14 protein-coding genes are annotated in these 18,575 nt (G+C 69.1%); 5 read left to right on the forward strand and 9 right to left on the reverse strand.

Annotated features, from left to right (window positions below; translation table 11 throughout):
* Positions 1-10: 10 nt before the first annotated feature.
* The 3 genes from AB0N89_RS31170 (at position 11) to AB0N89_RS31180 (ending at position 4,702) form a co-directional block, all read left to right on the forward strand.
* Positions 11-1,279 (forward strand): cation:proton antiporter, encoded by a 1,269-nt coding sequence (locus tag AB0N89_RS31170; protein WP_364211822.1) that lies wholly within the window; start codon positions 11-13, stop codon positions 1,277-1,279.
* Between the two features lie 114 nt (positions 1,280-1,393).
* Positions 1,394-2,635 (forward strand): carboxylate--amine ligase, encoded by a 1,242-nt coding sequence (locus AB0N89_RS31175; RefSeq protein WP_364211825.1) that lies wholly within the window; start codon positions 1,394-1,396, stop codon positions 2,633-2,635.
* Positions 2,636-2,668: 33 nt separating this feature from the next.
* Positions 2,669-4,702, forward strand: a complete 2,034-nt coding sequence (locus AB0N89_RS31180) for a hypothetical protein (protein ID WP_364211828.1) — start codon at positions 2,669-2,671, stop codon at positions 4,700-4,702.
* 94 nt (positions 4,703-4,796) lie between these two features.
* On the opposite strand, the gene AB0N89_RS31185 is transcribed toward AB0N89_RS31180, so the two are convergent.
* Entirely contained in the window at positions 4,797-6,347 is a 1,551-nt protein-coding gene (locus tag AB0N89_RS31185; RefSeq protein WP_364211830.1) for an alpha/beta hydrolase, read from the reverse strand.
* Positions 6,348-6,637: 290 nt separating this feature from the next.
* On the opposite strand from AB0N89_RS31185, the gene AB0N89_RS31190 reads away from it, so the two are divergent.
* Complete coding sequence (locus AB0N89_RS31190; protein WP_364211833.1) at positions 6,638-7,807, forward strand: macrolide family glycosyltransferase; 1,170 nt, start codon at positions 6,638-6,640, stop codon at positions 7,805-7,807.
* A 64-nt stretch (positions 7,808-7,871) separates the two neighbouring features.
* Here AB0N89_RS31190 and AB0N89_RS31195 read toward each other — a convergent pair whose 3' ends face one another.
* From AB0N89_RS31195 to AB0N89_RS31215, 5 genes are all read right to left on the reverse strand, one after another.
* A complete protein-coding gene (locus tag AB0N89_RS31195) occupies positions 7,872-9,602 on the reverse strand; it encodes an aminotransferase class V-fold PLP-dependent enzyme (RefSeq protein ID WP_364211836.1) in 1,731 nt (576 codons plus the stop codon).
* Positions 9,599-10,366, reverse strand: coding sequence for an amino acid ABC transporter ATP-binding protein (locus tag AB0N89_RS31200; protein ID WP_364211839.1), 768 nt, complete (start codon positions 10,364-10,366; stop codon positions 9,599-9,601). Before AB0N89_RS31200 ends, AB0N89_RS31195 begins: the two co-directional genes overlap by 4 nt.
* Positions 10,359-11,258, reverse strand: a complete 900-nt coding sequence (locus AB0N89_RS31205; protein ID WP_364211842.1) for an amino acid ABC transporter permease — start codon at positions 11,256-11,258, stop codon at positions 10,359-10,361. The genes AB0N89_RS31200 and AB0N89_RS31205 overlap by 8 nt, the downstream gene beginning before the upstream one ends.
* Entirely contained in the window at positions 11,245-12,213 is a 969-nt protein-coding gene (locus AB0N89_RS31210) for an ABC transporter substrate-binding protein (protein ID WP_364211845.1), read from the reverse strand. Before AB0N89_RS31210 ends, AB0N89_RS31205 begins: the two co-directional genes overlap by 14 nt.
* 172 nt (positions 12,214-12,385) lie before the next feature.
* A complete protein-coding gene (locus AB0N89_RS31215; RefSeq protein ID WP_364211848.1) occupies positions 12,386-13,603 on the reverse strand; it encodes a glycosyl hydrolase family 8 in 1,218 nt (405 codons plus the stop codon).
* 141 nt (positions 13,604-13,744) lie between these two features.
* Here AB0N89_RS31215 and AB0N89_RS31220 point away from each other — a divergent pair, with 141 nt between their 5' ends.
* Positions 13,745-14,146: a PPOX class F420-dependent oxidoreductase gene (locus AB0N89_RS31220; RefSeq protein ID WP_364211851.1), complete on the forward strand. Its 402-nt coding sequence runs from the start codon at positions 13,745-13,747 to the stop codon at positions 14,144-14,146.
* A 3-nt stretch (positions 14,147-14,149) separates the two neighbouring features.
* On the opposite strand, the gene AB0N89_RS31225 is transcribed toward AB0N89_RS31220, so the two are convergent.
* The 3 genes from AB0N89_RS31225 to AB0N89_RS31235 all read right to left on the reverse strand — a co-directional run bounded on the left by AB0N89_RS31225 (position 14,150) and on the right by AB0N89_RS31235 (position 18,336).
* Positions 14,150-15,355 carry a GTPase gene (locus tag AB0N89_RS31225; protein ID WP_364211854.1) on the reverse strand — a complete coding sequence of 402 codons (1,206 nt, stop codon included), beginning with the start codon at positions 15,353-15,355 and terminating at the stop codon, positions 14,150-14,152.
* Positions 15,352-17,118: a dynamin family protein gene (locus tag AB0N89_RS31230; protein ID WP_364211857.1), complete on the reverse strand. Its 1,767-nt coding sequence runs from the start codon at positions 17,116-17,118 to the stop codon at positions 15,352-15,354. The genes AB0N89_RS31225 and AB0N89_RS31230 overlap by 4 nt, the downstream gene beginning before the upstream one ends.
* 126 nt (positions 17,119-17,244) lie before the next feature.
* Complete coding sequence (locus tag AB0N89_RS31235; protein ID WP_364211860.1) at positions 17,245-18,336, reverse strand: IniB N-terminal domain-containing protein; 1,092 nt, start codon at positions 18,334-18,336, stop codon at positions 17,245-17,247.
* Positions 18,337-18,575 lie beyond the last annotated feature (239 nt).

Here is an 18,575-nt window from a genome sequence, read left to right on the forward strand (position 1 = left end):
GCGGGGAACGGTGACCGCATCGGGTTTCGCGCAGCTGGTCATCGCGCTCGTGACGATCTTGGTGACCGCGCGGCTGCTCGGAGCGCTCGCCCGGCGGCTCGGCCAGCCACCGGTGATCGGGGAGATCCTCGGCGGGATCCTGCTCGGTCCGACCCTGGCCGGCGGCGCGGTGACCAGGGCGTTGTTCCCGCTCGAAGTGCGTCCGGCGATGACGGCGCTGGCCGACGTGGGCATCTGCGTGTTCATGGTCTTCGTCGGCCTGCACGTCGACCGCCGCCTGCTGCGCGGGCACGGCCGGATGATGTCGACCGTCTCCGTCAGCGCCGTCGCGCTGCCGTTCGTCTCCGGGGTGCTGCTGGCGTTGCTGCTCGCCGACCGTCACGCCGACGGCGGCGGGCTGGTGTTCACGCTGTTCATGGGGGCCGCGATCGCCTGCACGGCTTTTCCCGTGCTGGCCCGGATCCTGCGCGACCGGGACCTGCTCGACACGCCGATCGGCGGCCTCGCCCTGGCCTGCGCGGCGCTCGACGACGTCCTGATCTGGGCGCTGCTGGCGGTGGTGGCGGCGATCGCCGGCGCGGGCACCGATCCCACGCGGGTCCTGCTCGTGGTGCCGCTGGTCGTCGTGCTCCTGACCGTCGTGCGCCCGCTGGCGACGCGATGGCTGCGGCGGTATCCCTTGGACGGGGCGGCGTCCGGATGCCTCTTGTTCGTGTTCCTGGCGGCCGGTGCGACGGCGTGTTCGCTGGCCACCGAGTGGATGGGCCTGCACCTGATCTTCGGCGCGTTCGTGTTCGGCGTCGCCATGCCGGAGGGCGGCGCGGCGTTCCTGCGCGAGCGCGTGCTGCCGAAGGTGGAGCGGGGCACCGAGACGCTGCTCATCCCGGTCTTCTTCGCCAGCGCCGGGATCGGTGTCGATTTGTCCACTGTGGACATCCGGGGAGTGGGCGAGTTCGGGCTGATCCTGCTCGCCGCCGTCGGTGGCAAGGGAATCGGCGGTTACGCCGGCGCACGGATCTGCGGGGCCCGGCGGCGGCATTCGGCGGTGATGGCCATTCTGCTCAACACCCGCGGTCTCACCGAACTGATCCTGCTGAACGTCGGGATGCGGATCGGCGTGCTGGACGCGAATCTGTACTCCCTCATGGTGGTCATGGCGTTGGTGACCACCGCGATGACGGGGACCTTGCTTCGCCTGGTTTACCCGCCCGACGTCGCGCGCCTGGACCGCACTGAGCGCGAAGTCACCCCCGACGGCGTGTCCCCGCCGTCGCGGTGACACCTTCGTGGTCGATCGTGCGTTCTGCGGACCACCCCGTTGTCGCTTAGCGTTGAAGACAGCTTCCCTTCAACTGGGTGAGGAGCTGACGACGCCGACACGGAGGAACGGTCTATGACGCGGCTCGACGCGGCCACGAAGGATCCGAACAAAGGGTATGTAGCTCTTCTAGGGTGGAGCCTCAACGCTGTCGAGGCCTTGGACCGGTTCGATCGGCGCTACGTCGTCGTGGCGCCGGACTGGGCCGAGAAGTATTGCGTGGAACACGACATTCCTTATCTGCCATGGAATTTCGAGCGGCTCAACGACCGCTCGCTGGAGATCGCCGAGACGCTGCAACGTGCGGGCGTCGACGTCGCGATCCCGTTGTTCGAGGAAACCGTGGAGTGGGCGGGGGCGATCAACGCCGTCCTGCTGGACAACCCGCGCCTGTTCGGCCAGGCCATGCTGCTGCGGGACAAGTCGCTGATGAAGCGCCGGGCGCAGCTCGGCGGGATCCGGGTCGGGATCTTCGAAGAGGCCCACGACCGGGACGACGTGATCCGTTTTCTCAAGCGTGTCAACCAGACTCTGCTCAAACTGGACGGCGACCCGAACGACCCGATCCATCTCAAGGCCTTCGACAAGGCGGGTTGCCTCGGACACCGTGTCGTCCGTACGCCCGACGACGTCGACGCGATCCCGGAAGAAGAGTTCCCGGTCCTGATGGAGTCGCATCTCGACGGCTGGGAGTTCGCCGTCGAGGCGTGGATCCACCAGGGGAAGATCAAGTTCCTGAACATCTCCGAGTACGTCACGCTGGGCTATTCGGTGTTCGTGCCCGCCACCCCGGAGCTGGAGCGGTACCGGCCGCAGATCACCGCGCAGATCGAGAAGCTGATCAAGACCTTCGACATCGAGTTCGGCTTCGTGCACCCGGAGTACTTCGTCACCAACGACGGCGAGATGTACTTCGGCGAGGTCGCCTACCGGCCGCCGGGTTTCAAGGTGTTCGAGCTGCTCGAACGGGCCTACGGGTTCAACGCCTACCAGGGGCTGGCGCTGGCCTTCGACCCGAAGACGACCGAGGAGGAGATCGACGCGTTCTTCCCGAAGGAGGTCGAAGACGCCACCGGGGTCGCGGGCTGCTTCGGGGTCTACCCGCGCCGCCGCGTGGTCAGTGAGCTGCGGATCCCGGCGGAAACCGAGGACCACGACTACTACGAGTCACACGATCTTTCGGCGCCGTTGGAGGAGACGGTCACCAAACGGACCGCGTTCGGTACACACTGGGGTCTGCTGTACTTCTTCGGCGACGACTCCTACCGGATGCGTGACCTGCTGAAGCACCAGGAAGAGATCGACTTCTACGTCTGAGGGGCAGCCCCGCGCAGGAGACCGACCCGAGGGATGCCTTTGAAACCGACTGCCGATGTACCCGGCGCGTCCGCCACGCTGGACAAACGCGTGGCCTCGCTCGACGACGCCGTCAGGGCGATGGCCGAAACCCGCGACTTCGGCAAGCACACCAAACTGCGAAGGATGCTGGAGGCGTTGCGGCGGGTCCTGGTGCAGCCGGGCGGCGCCGCGGCGGTCCAGGCCAGGGCACGGGCGCTGGAGGAGGCCGGCCTGTTCCTGGAGACCGACTGGGCCAGCCCGGAGATCCTGATCCCGGCGCTGGTCGGGCCGGGTCTCCACGCCGGGGACGCGGACACCGTGGTGATGGAGGCGTGCAGCGAGCTGCGCACTCTCGCCGTCGCTCGCGGTGACTACGCGCACCCGACGCTGTCCGCCGAGGACGCCCGGGAGTTCCTGTCCCAGGTGCTCGCGCTGAACCTGGAGCTGCTGTTCACCCCGCCCACCGAGGCGGAGCGGACCCAGCAGGGCCGGACGGCGCAGCTGATCAGGGACCTGTTCCGGCACGTGGCCGACGAGATCGGCTACGAGAGCGTGCTGGACAAGCTGGTCGAGGAGATCTGGCGGATCCTGCGCCAGCGGCCGATCCAGGTCGACCAGGTGCAGTCGCTGATCACGCGGATCGCGGTCTACCGCGGCGATCCGGAGGTCGATCTCGGCAACGCCCCCGGTCAGGGCATCGACAGGCTGATCACCGCCCTGTTCGGCACCACGGAGGCGTGCCGGGAGGATCCGGGCACCGAGGTCTTCCGGGCCCGGCTGGAGGCGATGGACGACGGCGGCCTGCAGTACGAGGCCACCGGGTTCGCCAGGGCGATGCACGACACCGGGCTGGTCTCGCCCTATCACGCCGAACTGCTGCGGTTCCTGCGGCACAAGAGCGACTACCTGCTCGGGGAGGCGCTCGGCCTGTCCGACACCGGCCGCAACTGCCTGCTGCGCCACCGCGACCTGATCCACCGGCTGATCGAGGTGGCGGTGCACACGCAGACCGCCCAGTGCATCTACGGACTGGCGCTGCTGCTGGACCGCGGCATCCTCCACGCGCCGCCGATGGTGCCCGCGCTGTGGCGTCAGCTGGGACTGGAACTGTCCGAAACCGCTCGCGAGCGGCTGACGACGGTGTACGGCGACGAGCCGGGCCCCGAGGCGAGGCTGATCGCGGGCGTGCTGTCGATGCTGGGCCTGCCGCTGGGCGTCGGTCAGGGCGACAACCCGACCTGCCAGTCGGCCCGCGCGCTGTCGATGTGGGCCTACAACGACCCGGACTACCTGCTGCAGATCGTGGTCTGGGCGGCCAGGGACGACGAGATCGTCATGCACTTCGAAGGCCAGCCGATCTCGTCGAAGGACAGCGCCGAGGGACTCGCGAGCACGCCGCAGACGGATCTGGATCCGGTCTCGTTGCTCGTCGTGCCGCATCTGGACCGGATCTACGCCGAGATGGGCCGCCGCTGCATCGGCAGGCCCGGTGATCCCCACCGCTGGGTCAACCCCGAGTTCCACGGCTGGTGGGCCGCGCGCGGGTTCCGGATCAACGTCGACGTCGAGACCGGGAACCTGATCGAGCTCGACACCTTCCTGCGGCAGTTCCACGTGAGCTACCACCCGGACTACAACGGCGGGCAGCCGCTGATCCACCCGCAGCCCGCCGGGGTCGCCGTCACCGACAGTGCCGCCCGGTACGTCGGCTGGCACGCGATCACCATCCTGCGCGTCGCCCCCGACCCGCAGGACGTCACGCGGGTGTACTTCTACAACCCGAACAACGACAGCGGACAGGACTGGGGCGACGGCGTCGTGGTGTCGACCGCGGGCAACGGCGAGCGGTTCGGCGAAGCTTCGCTGCCGTTCGACCAGTTCGCGTCGCGGCTCTACATCTTCCACACCGACCCGCTCGAACACGGGGAACCGGAGAAGGTGCCGGCCGAGGACGTCACGCGGATCATCGACTACATCGAACGCAGCTGGGGCGCGAACCGGCTGCCGGGCGGCACGCTCCAGGCGTCGCGGACCCCGCAACCCTGACCGGGTCGTGAGCCTGACCGGGTCGTGAGCCCCGGTCCGTGAAGGCCTCCTTGAGGGACTCTGGGTCCCTCAAGGAGGCCTTCACGGACTTGCGCTAGGCGGGCACCCGGGAGAGTGCGGCGGCCGCGGGTGGGGTGGGCGGCGGCACCGGCAGAGGCAGCGGCGCGCATTCGACGTCGGCCGTCCGCCCCGGTTTGCGGTCGGGCAGCGCCCCGGTCGCCAGGTAGTCGGCGATCCGGTTGTCGACGCACGCGTTGCCGCGCGGGGTGATGGCGTGGCTCGTGCCGCCCGGCTCCCCGATCAGGCGAGCGCCGGGGAAGCGGCTACGCACTTCGAGGCTGCCTTCGTACGGCGTCGCCGCGTCGAGCGTCTCGCCGATCATCAGCACGCTCGGCACCTTCGTGCCGTCGACCTTGACCGGCTTGCCGGGCTTCGCGGGCCAGTACAGGCAGGGCCCGTTGTACCAGGCGTTCTGCCAGGTGAAGTACGGCGCCTTCTGGTAGGTCCGCCAGTTGTCGTGCTTCCACTGCTGCCAGCTCTGCGGCCACTTCACGTCGGTGCACTGGACGGCGAGGTAGACGGCGTAACCGTTGTCGTCACCGCGTCCGCCGAAGCTCTCGAAGAGCCCCTTCATCGTCTGCCAGTCGCCCTTGTTGACGAACTTCGCGAGCGCGTCACCGAGCAGCGTCCAGCGCAACTGGTAGTAGGAGGCCTGGTTGAAGACGTCGAGCAACTCGTCCGGGCCGATGTAGCCGCCCGCCGGGACCGCGCGCAGCTTCTTCAGCTGCTCGTCGAAGACCTGCTTCACCGCGGCCTGGGTCTTGCCGAGGTGGTAGACGTCGTCGTGCGACGCGACCCAGCCGAACCAGATGTTGAGGTTGACGTCGTAGGCGAGGTCCTGGTTCAGGTTGGCCTGGTACCAGACGTTGCGGGGGTCCACAGTGGAATCGAGGACCATCCGCCGGACGTGCTGCGGGAACAGCGTCCCGTAGACCTGACCGAGATAGGTGCCGTAGGAGTAGCCGTAGAAGTTCAGCCGCTCCGCGCCGAGCGCCTTGCGGATGCTGTCCATGTCCTGGACCGTGTCGGTCGTCTTGATGTTCTCCAGCAGCGCGCGGCTGTTCTTCTCCGCGCACGCGTCGGCGTAGGACTTCGAGCGCTGCAGCCAGGTCTTCTCCAGCTTCCGCGTCGTCGGCACGTATTCAGGCCGGTTGTAGTCCATGTAGTCCGGGATGCACGAAAGCGCGGGCTTGCTGGAGCCGACGCCGCGCGGGTCGAAGCCGACCCAGTCGTAGGCGTCGCCGGCGTGGTTCGGCACGCGCGGCCCGCGGGTCGCGAGCAGCAGCCCGGAACCGCCGGGGCCGCCCGGGTTCGTGAGCATGACGCCCTGGTACTGCGCCTCGGGCGTCTTGTGCTTGACGCGGCTGAGCGCGAGCTGGATCTTCTCGCCGCGCGGCCGCGAGTAGTCCAGCGGGACCGGCAGGTAGCCACACTCGGCGCCGGCGGTGATCAACGCCGGGTCGGTGCACGCTCCCCAGGCGATCGTCTCGGCGGGTTGCGCCGCTTCGACCGCGCCGGCGGGCGCGGTCACCGCGACCGAGGCGAGCGTGGCCAAGGCCAGCGCGGTGCTGAGAACACGTCTCAAGGTATTTCCCTTTCCCTCCAAAGGTGAAAGCCCCGAAACCCTATCCACGTGCGTGACCTGCGAAAGCCCTCTCGCGAAGATCCCTACCAACGGCGGGTCCCGATCGCGGCAAACCGGGCAGCCGGTTAATCGGTTGGGACGCCGGAGCCGGCCGGTTAGGATCTCGATCATGATCTATTACGTCCGCATCCGCACCGCCTGAGGCGGCGTGACCGCAGGGCCCCCGCGATCGGGAGGCCCCTCTTTCTGCGCGCCGTCTGACGTCCCTTCACGGATACGGACAGGACATCATGCAGAAGCACATCGCCATGATCGGCTGCACCGCGCCGAGTCACATCTACCCTTCGCTGGCGATCATCCGTGAGCTGGTCGCTCGCGGGCATCGCGTCAGCTACGTCGTGGGCGAGCCGCTCACCGGGCTGATCGCGCCGACCGGGGCCGAGGTCGTCCCGCACCCCTCGATCCTCCCGCTCGGCGACCAGTCGGCGTGGCCGGAGGATCCGGCGTCGCAGATGCGGGTCTTCCTCGACGAGGGCATCCAGGCGATGCCGGTGCTGACGGAGTTCTACGACGGCAACCGCCCGGATCTGCTGCTGTACGACATCGGCGGGCTCCCGGCGCCGCTGCTCGCCAGGCGCTACGGCGTTCCGGCGGTGCAGCTCTCCCCGACGTATGTCGCCTGGGAGGGCTACGAAGAGGACATGGCGGAGATCCTGACCTCGATCAGGTCCTCACCGTCCGGAAAGGACTATTTCGCCACTTTCACGCGGTGGCTGAACGAAAACGGGATCGAGGCCGACGCCTGGGACTGGATCTCCCATCCGGAGCAGGTGCTCGCGCTGCTGCCCAGGGCGATGCAGCCCAACGTCGAGCGGGTGCCGTCGTCGGTCCGGTTCGTCGGCCCGGCGCTGGATCCCGAACGCCTCGCCGACCGGAGCTGGACCCCGCCCGCGAACGGACGGAAGGTCCTGCTGATGTCGCTCGGCACGGCGTTCACCGACCAGCTCGACCTGTTCCGCGCGTGCGTGGACGGGTTCCGCGACTCCGACTGGCACGTGGTCATCTCGATCGGGCAGACCGACGCGGCCGACCTCGGGCCGCTGCCCGGGAACATCGAGGTGCACCGGTTCGTCCCGCAGCTCGCGGTGCTGGAAGCCGCGTCGGCGTTCATCACGCACGCCGGCATGGGCGGCAGCACGGAATCGCTGTGGTACGGCGTGCCGACCGTCGCGATCCCGCTGGCCACCGACGGTTTCGGCAACGCCGCGAAGCTGGCGGAACTGGGCGTCGGCGAGGAGCTCGCGGCCTCGGACGTGACGGCTTCGACGTTGCGGGCGGCTGTCGAACGGGTCGCCGGATCGCCTTCGGTGGCCGCGCGGCTCGCCGAGGTCCGGGCGGAGACGCGGGGGAACGGCGGGGTCGACCGGGCGGCCGATGCCGTGGAGTCCTTCCTCGCGTGAGCCTCGTGAGTGGCGATTCGGGTTAGAACCCGAATCGCCGCTCACGACCCACCGGGCCACGCGCTCAGGTGCCCCGGATCTCGTTCAGGTAGTTGTAGATCGTGTACCGCGTGACGTCGAGTTCCCCGGCGAGGTGGTCCACGGAATCCTTGATGAGGAAGAACCCCGCCTCGTCCAGTTCCCGGACCACGGCCGCCTTGTGCCGCTTCTTCATCAGGTCGACCGGGATACCGGCCTTCGTCACCGCTCGCCCGATCAGGAACCGTTGCAGGCTGTCGACGTCCGGCGGGAACGTCTCGGGTTCGTGCCCGTTGGCCTTGGGCGCGCCGTCGGTCAGCCGGTTCACGCACAGGCAGCCGATCGCGACACCGTCGGCGTCCCGCAGGAACAGCGTCGACGAACGGATCGCGCGCCCGTCGGGACCGTGGGTCTCGTAGTTCGTCAGGTCCTGCGTGGTGCCGCGGCGGACCAGGCCCAGCAGGAGATCCGTCATCGGCCCGCCGACCGTCCGGCCGGTGAGGTCGCCCGCGATGGCGACGATCGAGTCCGGCAGCCTGCTCAGATCGTGCAGCAGGACCTCGTTGCCCGGCCCCAGCATCGCCGCGAGCGCGTGCACAGCGGGGACGAGCGCCGTGAGCAGGTCATTCGACGCGACTCCGGCCGCGGGAACGCCGGCGGGAATCACGGTGACCGGTTTCGTCAAGCGGCCCAGCGCCGAGCGCACCAGTTCCGCCGTGCTCGCCGGGGTCGACGCGTGCGGGGACAGCCGGACGTGTTCCGGCCGCACGGTCGCGGCGATCCCGGCGTCCGCCAGCGCGGACCCCACCTGTTCGGCGGCGTGCCCCGCCACGGTGAAGGCGAGGATCCCGGCCCGTCGCACGACGGCCGAAACCACCTCTCCCCCCAGGGACTTCACGACTTCTTCGAGCTCTCCGACGCGTTCGGCGATCCGTCCGGCGATGGCCGCGACACCCGCCTCTTCGACCAGTTCCAGCGCGGCCGCGAACGCGCCCGAGGTGATCGGGCTCAGGTTCGAGATCGACCACGCGGCCGCGGTGTCGTCGGCCGGATGGATCTCGTCGTCGAACAGGCCCGGGTCACGGGCGCCGGTCCAGCCGGAGAGGATCGGTTCCATCCGCTCCAGCGCCCGGTCGGACAGCACGGCGAACCCGGTGCCCCAGCCCGCCCGCAGCCACTTCTGACCGCCGACGACGAGCACGTCCGCGACCTCCCACGGCGCCTCGGTCACGCCGAAGCCCTGGATGCCGTCGACGACGAGCAGCCTGTCCCCCACCACCTCGCGGATCGCCGCCAGATCGGCGCGGTACCCGGTGCGGAAGTCGACCGCGCTCACGCTGACCAGCGACGTCTCCGGCGTCAGCGCCGCTTTGACCGCGTCCGCCGTGACGTTCCCGAGCGGCAGCCGCCGCACGGTCAGCCTGCCCGCCTGCTCGGCCCGCGCCCACGGGTAGGTGTTGGCCGGGAACTCCGCCGCCGACACCAGCGCCTCACCGCCGGGAGCGTTGAACGCGGCCTGGAACAGCCCGAGGCTGGTGTGCGGCAGCAACACCGTGTGGTCGGTGTCGCTGCCGGAAAGCCGCGCGGCGGCCGCCTTGGCGCGGGTCTCCTGCCGCATCAGATCGTCCACAGTGGACGGTCCCGCCTTGGTCGAGGCGTCGAGCAGGCCCGCCGTCGTGTCGAGCACGGCGTGCGACGGCGGGCCGAACCGGGCGAAGTCGAGGTACCCGGCCGGTTCGGCGAACTGCAGCAGGTACCGCGGGTAGATCCGCGTCATGCGAGGACCCGCGCCAGGAACTGCTTGGTCCGCTCGTGCTTCGGCGAGCTCAGGATCTCCCCCGGCGGACCGGTCTCGACGACCGCGCCGTCGGCCATGAACACCACCTCGTCCGCGGCCTCGGCCGCGAACCCCATCTCGTGCGTCACCACGACCATCGTCATCCCCTCCGCGGCCAACGTACCCATCACCGCCAGCACCTCGCCCACGAGTTCCGGGTCGAGCGCCGACGTCGGCTCGTCGAACAGCATCAGCTTGGGTTTCATCGCGAGCGACCGGGCGATCGCGACCCGCTGCTGCTGCCCGCCCGAAAGCTGCGCCGGATAGGCGTCGGCCCGGTGCGCGAGGCCGACCCTGTCGAGCAGTTCGAGCGCCTGCTCCCGGGCTTCGTCGAGCGGGACGCCGAGCACCCGCACCGGCCCCTCGACGACGTTCTGCAACGCCGTCCGGTGCCCGAACAGGTTGAACCGCTGGAACACCATGCCGATGTCGCGCCGCTGCCGCGCGACCTCGCGTTCCTTCAGTTCGTACAGCTTGCCGCCCCGCAGCCGGAACCCGATCGGCTCGCCGTCGACCCAGACCTGTCCGGCGTCGATCGTCTCCAGGTGGTTGACGCAGCGCAGGAAGGTGCTCTTCCCCGCCCCGGACGGGCCGAGCAGGCAAACCACCTGTCCTTTGTGGACTTCGAGGTCGATCCCGCTCAACACCTCGGTGTGGCCGTAGCTCTTGCGGACGCCGACGGCCTTCAGCAGTGCCTCAGCCACGTTCACTCCTCACCAGCGGTGCCGCGCGCAAAGCCTTGGCGGCACGGGAGAACGGACTTCGCGACCGGTCTTCGGAATCGAAGGCGCGCTCCAGATAGTGCTGCCCGACCCCGGCGACGGTCACCACGACCATGTACCAGACGGCGGCGGCCAGCAGCGTCTCCATCACCAGCAGGTTGTTGGACGAGATGTTGTTGGCGGCGTGGATCAGTTCGGTCACGCCGATCACCGAAGCCATCGACGTCCCCTTGAGCATGTTGATGAAGTCGTTGCCGGTCGGCGGGATGATCACCCGCATCGCCTGCGGCAGCACCACCCGGCGCAGCGTCGCGCCCGGCGACATGCCGATCGACTTCGCCGCCTCGGTCTGTCCACTGTCGACACTGTTCAGCCCGGCGCGGACGATCTCCGCCATGTACGCGCTTTCGTTGAGCGCGAGGCCGAGCAGCGCGGCGGTGAACGCGGTGATCAGCACGTTGGTCTGCTCATGCAGCAGGTGGCCGCCGAAGGGCAGCGGGATCGAGATGAACTCGAAGACCAGCGCGAGGTTGTACCAGATGAGGATCTGCAGCAGCACCGGAAGCCCGCGGAACAGCCAGATGTAGCCCGCCGCGAACCAGCGTGCCACCGGATTCGCCGAACGGCGCATCAGGGCGATCACGATCCCGATGACGATCGCCGAACCCTGCGCGATCACCGCGAGCAGCACGGTGTTGAGCAGGCCGACCGCCATCACCCGGTACCACAGGAACTCCGGGACCGAGTCCCACTGGATCTGCGCGTTCCCGAGCGCGATCCCGAGCAGGACCAGCAGCACCAGGATGATCGCGGCGCTGACCCAGCGGCCCCAGTGCTTCAGCCGGACGATCGGCAGCGGGTCAGCTTCCGCCATTGAGCTTCGCCTCCTTGAGCGCGCCCTGCTCGACGCCCCAGGCCTGCAGGATCTTGCCGTAGCCGCCGTCGGCGATCAGGGATTGCAACGCCTTTTGGATCGACTCGGCGAGCGGCTTGTTCTCCTTGGTGACGCCGATCCCGTACGGTCCGCCGTTGATCGGCTCGCCCGGGACGACCTCGAAGAACTTGCCCTCGCCCGCGGTGCGGGAGATGTAGACCGCACTGGGCAGGTCGTTGAGGATGGCGGCGACCCGGCCGGTGCGGAGCTGGTTCTGGTTCTGCGTGTCGGAATCGGTCGCCGTCACGGTCAGCGCCGGCTTGCCCGCCTGAGCGCATTTGCCGTTCTGCTCTTCGGCGAATTTCTGGTGGCTCGTACCCTGCACGACCGCGACGTTCTTGCCGCACAACGTGTCCGGACCGGAGATCTGGTCGGGGTTGCCCTTGCGGACCATGATCGTGATGCCGGAGGAGAAGTAGTCGACGAAGTCGATCTGCGCCTGGCGGGTCTTGGTGTCGTTCATCGCGGCCATCGTGAGGTCGACGCGGCCGGACTGGAGGCTCGTGATCAGCGAGCCGAACGCCATGTCCTGGTGGTGCACGGTGACGCCCAGCTTCTTGCCGATGGCCTTGGCGAGGTCGACCTCGTAGCCGATCGGGGTCTTGCCGTCGGCGGCGTAGAAGTTGTTGGGCGCGGACTGCAGGTTCGACGCCAGGTGCAGCATCCCGGCCTGCGTGTACTTCGCGGGCAGCGTGCCGGCGACGGCGGCGTCCTTCTGGACGGCCTCGATCAGCGCGGTCGTGTCCGGGATCGCGGACGGCGCCCCCGACGCGGCGGGTTCCTGGCCGCCTGCCCCGTCGGGCCCGCCTCCGCAGGCCGCGGTGACGAGCGCGGCCAGGCCGGTGAGCACGGCCAAGCGCCAGGTTCGGGTCAGGGTGTGCGGCGTCGACGGCATGAGGGGACCTCCACGGTGCCTTGGGTGGTCGCCGACGCTACAACTGGCTGTTGAAGAGGTCAACAGCCAGTTGAAATCTTGTCCGGTGGATGTCATGAAAGGGTCGTTCAGGACAAAATTTGTCCTGAACGACCCTTTCATGACACTTCAGTGAGCGGCTGTCGCCGCCGGATCAGACCGCCACGTAGTTCCCCGAGAGGATCAGCAGGACCTGCACGGTGATGCCGGTGCCGTAGTAGTCGGTGGCGTTAGGCGTCCAGGTGGTGACGCGGGTCCACAGCTTGTCCAGCCAGGCCTGGCTGCCCGGGTCGTTCATCGCCGCGACGGCGAACGACGCGGTGAAGCAGGGGTGCTGGCCCGATTCACCCGAGAGCTTGGAACCCGAAAGCGTGTAGCCGGTGGTGATCTTGGCCGCGTCGCCGCCGGTCGACTGCTGGATCCAGGTGTTCATCTTGCGCACCTGGCCCTGCGCCGGGCTGCCGGAGACTGTGATGGCGTCGACGCCGAGCCGCCACGGGTCACGGCAGGCGTTCCACGAGTAGTGCGGGTCGTGCTCTTCGAGGAAGGCGTCCGGAGCCGGCTTCGGCGTGGAGTTGGTGTTGACGACGAAGTCCGGGATCAGCCCGGTCTTCGGGGAGTACTGCTGCTGGAGCTGGGTGACGGCCTGCTCCTGGCGGGTACGGACCTGTCCCCAGAACGAGTCCCCGGTGGCCTTCTCGAACGCGCGCAGGTGACCCGGCATCCAGTCGGACGAGCGCGAGCTGTTCGTGTACTTGCCGTCGTCCGCCCAGTCCGCGAGGCGCATGAACTTGGTGCTGGAGTTGACCTCGCTGCGCTTGATCGCCTTGATGATCCGCAGCGCCTCGGACTTGTAGTTCACCGCACCGGAGCTGCCCCAGACCTTGTCGGCGATGAGCAGGCCGTAGGCGATTTCGAGGTCTCCGTCGGTCGCCGAGTCGACGCCGTTGACGCTCTTGCAGCTCGAGTCCTGTTCGGCCGCGTGCAGGTCCTTGTCGATCGACGACGGGTGCGCCTTCACGAACTTCAGGATGCCGTCGAAGATGGTGCGGGCCTGCGAGTCCTTGTCGCCCATCATGGCCGCGATGGTCATGCCGTAGCCCTGACCCTCGGCCACGAAGGCGTGGTCGGCGTCCGGCGCCTTGACCGCGTAAGTGCCCGTGCCGCACTTGGTGGTCAGGAAGTTCTTCTTCCAGAAGTCGTAGTACTTGGCGAGCGCCGCGTCCTGCGTCGCCTGCGAGACCGACGGGCGCAGAACGCCCGGCAGGTAAGGGGTTCCTTGAGCGGTGGCCGCGGTGGCGGGGGCGGTCGTGGCGACCAGCCCGGCGGTCAGCGCGGCCGCGGCCAGCACTGTCCGAACGGTCTTTCTCATGGCTCCTCCGGAAACGTCGTTGGTGGCGGCGGCGCGTTTCGAGAGTGACAGCCGGATCGGCCAAAAACAAGAGAGTTAAGAAAGTTTCCTTACTATTACCTCAAATGACGCTTTCGTGAACAGTGCCCTAGCGTTGACACCATGAAGATCGACTTGAGTGCGCGCGACGAGTCCTTCCGGGACTTCTGGACCGAGCGCCACCTCGCCACCCTGACCACCGTCCGCCCCGACGGGACCCCGCACGTGGTCGCGGTCGGGGTCACGGTGGACTTCGAGGCCGGGATCGCCCGCGTGATCACGTTCCGTTCGTCCAAGAAGGCCCGGATGATCAAGGAAGCGGGCGAAAAGGGCATTCCGGTCGCCGCCTGCCAGATCGACGGACCGCGCTGGTCCACTTTGGAGGGACGCGCGGTGCTGCGCGAAGACCCGGAGTCGGTGCGCGACGCCGAGAATCGCTACGCGGCGCGCTACCGGCAGCCCAAGCCGAACCCGGAGCGCGTCGTCATCGAGATCGCCGTCAGCCGGGTCCTCGGGAACGCCTAGGCATCACGCCACGAAAAGGCTGAGCAGGCCTTCCACCGAGCGCACGATCACCCGCGCGGCGGCGCGTTCGGCGTGCGCGGCGTCGGGCCGTTCCGCCTCGTGCCGCCACCGGACGAGCGCGCTTTCGGCGCCCGCGTGGATCTCGGCCGGATCCGCGTCGGGTTCGAGGCCGAGCCGCTCGGTCGGCGCGAGGCCCTGCGCGCCGAGCAACCGGACGGCCTCCTCGGCGATCTCCCCGGACAACGCCGTGCGGCCACCGCGGATGCCGGCGATGAGCCGCAGTTCCCGGAAGTCGTGCGCGGCCGCGGCGAAGCGCTCGACGCGTGCGGCCAGGCGGTCGCCGTGCTGCAGCGGTTCGGCGGCGAGCAGTCCTTCCAGCCGCAGCACCGCCGTGCGCGCCTTCAGTGCTTCCGCCCTGGCGGCGAAACATCCGGCGAGCGTGTCCCGAAGATCGCCGAGACCACTGCGGTGCACGAGTTCCGCCGACAGCTTGAGCCTGCTCTCGCTGCCGGTGCGGATCAGGGTGATCGCCAGCCGGACGCCGTAGAGCCCGAACCGCGACACCAGATGTTTCCGCGATTCCGGCGAAACCCGGATCGGGAACGGATCGTCCACAAAGGAATCCACGGACAGGAGATGGCGCTCCAGCTCCGGACGGGGGACCGACGCCAGCGCGCGCAGCACCTCGAATTCGTCGTCCCGCAGCGCGCGTCCGCCGTAACCGAGCTGCCCGGCGACCGCGATGACTCCTTGGAATCCCGCGCAATCCGGGTCCTCACGCCAAGCCCGCCGGGCCAGCTGCTTCGCGGTGAGCAGAGCGTCGATCCGGCCCGCGCCCACCTCGTCGGCCCGGCCGAGCACCAGCACCGTGTTCACCGCGGTCTGCCGCGCGAACGCCGAACCGCCGACCTGGCGTGTACCGGCCAGCTCGTCCGGTTCGAGGTGGCGTACCAGGCGCACGGTCGCGTCGACGTGTTCGGCGGGCGCCGGGGTGTCGAAGAGATCGATCTCCCGCAAGGCTCGCGTCGGCCATTCCGACAGCGCGGAGACCAAAGTGGACTTTCCGGTCCCCGGCGTGCCGACGAAGCCGACCCGTAGCGGTTCTTCCAGTCGCTCCAGGCATTCCCGCAGCATCGCCACCGCGTGCGGACGGTCGCGGTAGTGCGCCGCGGCCTCGTTCAGCAGCTCATGGACGTCCAGGCCGGTCACGCGGAGAGCTCCCGGCGCGGCGCGGCGCCGCTGCCGAGCGCCCCCGCCTTCCGGTGCAGAGCGGCGAGCCGGTCGATCTCCTTCTTCACCCGCTGGGTGCGCCGGTCGCGTTCGGCGGAACCGGCGATGATCAACTCCCGTTGCCGGGTCAGGTCTTCGGCGAGCTGGTCCGACACCGCGGTGAAGTGATCGCGCAGGCGCCGCTGGACCTGGCGGACCTCGTCCTTGATCTCCTTGCTGAACCGGATGAACACGTCGTCGACGTGGCGCTGCGCCGCGGCCTTCGCGAGCGCTTGGCGTCGCTGCAGCCGCATCCCGCCTTCGTCGCGCACGCTCTTGGTGGCGAACGCGACACCGGCGCCGAGCGACACCGGGTTGATCAGCGGCAGCCCGGCGAGACTGGTGACCAGGCCGAACATCAGCACGCCACCGTAGGAACCGCGGAGTCCGGTGAAGAGTTTCTGCCCGATCTTGAAGCGCTCGATCTTGGGGGTGCCGACCTCGGGGATCGAGTCCACGCCGGATCCGGTGAGCGGCAGGTCGGGGGCCTGGCCGTAGTGCGGGCCGAAGTTCGTGGCGACGGCGTGCGCGATCCAGGTCGACCGGTCCGACACCCAGTCGTAGTTCGTTTCGACGGCCTCGGCGAGGTTTTCTTCCAGCCAGGTCTGGAAATCCGGCCAGATCTGCACCGGGTCGCCTTCGTCGAAGGCGCGGTCGATGTGCCGCACGATCACCCGGGTCCGCTCGCGCAGGTCGTATTCGGCGTCGGAGACCAGGTCGGTGATCTCGTCCGACAGCATGTTCTGCCAGCGGACGTTCTGCCGCCGCAGTTCCTCGGCGCGCCGTTGCGCCTGGTGCAGCAGGGTGACCTGGTCGATCCCGTCGTCCCGCGAGACGGCGTCGAGCCGGGTCTGCAACGTTTCGACCAGTTCGACCGCGGCCGCCCGGACACTCACCGCGGCGGCGAGCGCCCGGGTGCGTTCGATCGGGCGCGCGGCCTGTTCCCCCACCCAGTTCAGGAGTTCCGGGAATCCGGAATGCCCGTTGAGGACGGCGTCGCCCGCCTTCGCGGCGGCCTGTCGCACCGTCGCGGACACGGGGAAGACGTCGGCGACGACACCGGTCTCGGACAGCGCGGCGCGGTTGCGGGCGGCGAGTTCCCGCCAGTCCGGGCTGACGTCGATCTTGGTCAGCGCCAGCACCAAGGCCGGGCACCAGGTCCGGATGTGGCGGGCCAGCGCGAGTTCGGCGGGCTGGAGTTCCTGCGTCGCGTCGGAGACGAGGATCACCGCGTGCGCGTCGGCGAGGACATCGAGAGTGGCCGCCGTGCGCGGGGACCGGGGATCCCCTATCGCCGGGGTGTCCACCAGCACCAGTCCGGTGCCGAGCAGTTCGCGCGGCAGGCCGACTTCGACGCGTCGCAGCGAACCGGGCGGCCGGACTTCGAGTTCTTTGGCCAGGTCACCGACCGGCACGCTCTCCCGGCCGTGGCCGACCAGGGTGGCGGCGGGATCGGCGGCGTACCCGATCTCCGTGGGGACGGCGGGGGTGCTCGCGTCCCCGACCGCGCAGATCGGGGCGTTCAGCAGCGCGTTGAGCAGGTATCCCTTGCCTTGCTTGGGAAAACCGACCACCGCGATCCGGGTGCCCGGTGGCTGCCGATCCCGTCTGCGCCGCAGGCGTTCGGCCAGGTCGGCGCGTCCGTGGGCGGCGCAGGCGTCCAAGGTCTCGTTGAGCACGTCGAGCCAGGCGGGGGCTGTCACGGGGATGCAGTGTTCCCTTAACCAAGCGCGGAATCAATGTGGCATGGCCCAACATGCCACGAGGGCCCCGCGACCTGGTGCGATCGCGGGGCCCGTACACACGGCAAGAAATGAAAGATATTCAGATCAGCCGATGTGGATGTCGTTGCCCGACGCGATGTCGCCGACGTGGATGTCGCCGACCTGGCCGATGTTGTTGGCCACACCGGAGACGACGTCGTGCACGTCGCTGACGCCCGCGTGGTTCGCGACGTCGTTCACGACGTTGTCGGTGACGTCGGTCGCGACGTTGTCGGTCACGTCGTTCGCGATGTTGGCGTTGCCGATGTCGTGCGCCGCCTTGCCCGCGACGTCGTGCACCTTGGTGGTGACGTCGGCGACACCGGTCTGGCCGATGACGCTGGTCAGGTCACCGACCGTCGACAGGAAGTCCGGGGCACCGCCCGCGACGCCGTCGGCGCGCGGCAGGTCGCTGTTCAGGTCGCCGACGGCCGGAACCGAGTCGACGGCCGGGAGCCCGGCGGTGTCCACGGCCGGGACGGCGTGGGCGAGGTCGGTCGCGGTGTCGACGGCGCCGGTGGCGACGTCACCGGCCTGGGCGACCGAACCGGCGTCGAGGCCGCGCGAAAGGTCGTCGGTCAGGCCGAAGCTGCCGACGGTGTTCTGCGCCAGGGCGGTCACGCCGGCGGCGGCGTTCGACACGTCGGTCACGTCGGAGACGGCCGGGACTGCGGGCACACCCGGGAGGTCGACCGGCAGGTCGCCGACGGCGGGCACGGCGGGCAGGTCGCCCAGCTCCGGCAGGCCCGGGACGCCCGGGAGGCCGGCGCCCGCGCCGGGGAGGCTCGGGACGGTGGGGAGCCCGTCGACGCCGGGGACCGCGACCGGGAGGCCGGCGGTCAGCGCGGTGAGCTGGTCGATCGCGCCCTGGACGCCGTCGGCGCACTCGCCGTCGGTGCCGTTGACGGCGTTCGTGACGCCGCCGAAGCCCGCCAGGTTGTCGGCGGTGGCCGCGGCGTTTCCGGTGATGTCGGTGGCGGTGCCGACCGGGACGAAGTCGAGCACCAGCGGGACGACCTCGTGCACGTCGGCGGCGTTGATGTCACCGAGGCCGGCGTCGGCCAGGATCTGCTGCGGGTCGTTGGCGAACGCCGCGCGGGCCGCGGTGTCGTTCAGCAGGTTCAGCGTGAAGTCGTGCAGGGTCTGGACGGAACCCATGAAAGGACTCTCCTGGGGGTCTAGGTCGGCGGGGCCTGCCCAGCGGCCGGAGGGCACGGCTGAGCGCAGGTCACCGAAGTTAGTGAGGTGACGCCTCTGGGCACATCGGGGATCACTCCTGGTCGTCTCTCACTCAGCCAATAGGGGATCGGTATGACATCGTTAGGGCGTTAGGGGCTTAACCGAGACGCATCCCGTTCGGTTTAATGCCAACCCTCACCCGGATGGGTCAATCCGTT

It is taken from the genome of Amycolatopsis sp. NPDC089917 (assembly GCF_040684635.1).
Lineage (GTDB): Bacteria > Actinomycetota > Actinomycetes > Mycobacteriales > Pseudonocardiaceae > Amycolatopsis.